The organism is Diaphorobacter oryzae DSM 22780 (assembly GCF_059568935.1).
In genome coordinates, this window is record NZ_JCANUL010000032.1 from 1 (window position 1) to 1,646 (window position 1,646).

The window sequence follows — 1,646 nt, forward strand, 5'->3', positions numbered from 1 at the left end:
TCGACCGGGAAGTCGCCCACCACGCCGTAGCCGCCCAGGGTCTGGATGGCGGCGCTGCACACGCGCTCGGCCATCTCGCTGGCGGCCAAAGCCTCTGCACGCGCGGCCTCAATGTTCAGGATGGCGAGAAAGCCGCAGGCGTGACATGTTGTGCATGTCTCTCACAAGGTTTGATGGCAAGTCAGGATTTTCTGATCGCCGCATTTACCGTGCCGTCCTGCGGGACCGCAGCTATTCTTTCGATAGCTGCCTACGCTTACTCATCGAGTGCGGACAGCCGTTTGGGACTGCAGCTTGCGCCAGCCCAACAAGCCCGCCAGAAGTGATAGAAGCACTGTGCCCCACTCGCTCAGCGTGGGAATGGCGGCGGGAGGCGTGGCGGCTGCTGGTGCTGCGACCGTGAGGACGAAGTTGGCTGCTTCCTCCTGCATGAGGGTGACTTCGTTGCCGCTATTGGTCCCATTGGCGTTGGTGCCAGCGGCGTTACCGCTGCGCAAGGTAAAGATCGCGGTGTGGCTGCCTGCGGGCGGTGCCGTCATGCGCACGGTGATCTGATCGCCGCTTTGCACGATGGCTTCCTGCACCCATGCACCCGCGCCATTCAGCTGGAACTCGGGGTTGCCGGCTCCTCCAATGCGCGCGCCGCCCCAGGCTTGGCCCAGCCCGCTGCGCGGCGCCAGCGTGAAGGCCGCAAACGTCACCGGAGCGCTTGCGGCGGCGGCTTGTGCCGCAGGTGTGGCCAAGGCCGCAAAAGGCTGCCCGCCTCGAACCAGGAGCACGGGGCGGGCATTGTTGCGCTGGGCGTCATAGGCATAGGCATTGCCGGAGTTCACAAGCCACGCGTTCTGGAATCCAGCGCCACGGGGCGAGGCCGACCAGAAGTCCGCTACCGGTATATCTGGAAACACGTTCTGGTTGAGTAGGGGGCTGCCGCTGCAACTGGCGTTGATTTCTACCAACTCCGTTTTGTAGGCCATGCGCCATGCGCCACTACTCAGCAAATTCTGGTTGAACCCGGCGCCAATGCCCCAGTTGGTCTGGGTCGTGAAGGATTGTGGCAGCAGGCCATCCGTCTCGGCCCAGGTGTTCCAGGTCTTGCTCGGCGCAGAACCCGTACTGCAGTTGCCTCCGGCGAAGGCTTCACCCTCCACGCAGCGCTTCCACACCAGGCCCGATGTCCAATGCATGGCGCTGGCCGTGCCGCCTGCATCGCCAAGGATGTAGTCGGCGTCGGCATTGGGGCTGGAGCAGGTTTGCGCTTGCACCCACCACGGAACGGCACAGGCGGCCAGGACGACAAGCGCGCTGGCCCGACGCGAGGAGGCGGAAAACACGGAAATCCTCCGGTGGGTCAGTCGTGAGAGGGCAAAGGGCACGAGAACTCCTTTTTTATAGCTTCTTGCGCTTGATTTGCTAGGCTTGATAGTAAAAATTGCCTAAGCGCAAGATACTAAATGAAATTTATTGTTTATTTTTGTATTGATGCCGTGTTTGTGAAATTGGGTAATGAGAGGGGTCGTGCAAGAAAAGTAGCAGCCGCCGCCCTGCGTGCCGGTGGTTGCCTGCACCTGCACGAGGTGGAGCGCGCCACGCTGGAGAGCAACGGCCAGATCACCGTGGTGCTGCGGCGCCGGGATGGCTGAGGG

2 protein-coding genes and 1 pseudogene are annotated in these 1,646 nt (G+C 62.2%); 2 read left to right on the forward strand and 1 reads right to left on the reverse strand.

Features of this window, described 5'->3' with window-relative positions; all coding sequences use genetic code 11:
* On the forward strand, nucleotides 1–326 hold a 326-nt coding region (locus tag BP68_RS19195), incomplete at its 5' end, for a hypothetical protein (protein ID WP_496374768.1).
* Here BP68_RS19195 and BP68_RS19200 read toward each other — a convergent pair.
* The gene (locus tag BP68_RS19200; RefSeq protein WP_496374770.1) at nucleotides 261–1,334 is read right to left on the reverse strand and encodes an Lcl C-terminal domain-containing protein; all 1,074 of its coding nucleotides are present in this window, start codon (nucleotides 1,332–1,334) and stop codon (nucleotides 261–263) included. The genes BP68_RS19195 and BP68_RS19200 overlap by 66 nt on opposite strands.
* A 204-nt stretch (nucleotides 1,335–1,538) precedes the next feature.
* Here BP68_RS19200 and BP68_RS19205 point away from each other — a divergent pair.
* Nucleotides 1,539–1,643 (forward strand): annotated as a pseudogene (locus BP68_RS19205) (YetF domain-containing protein); the annotation flags it as partial.
* Between the last annotated feature and the right edge of the window lie 3 nt (nucleotides 1,644–1,646).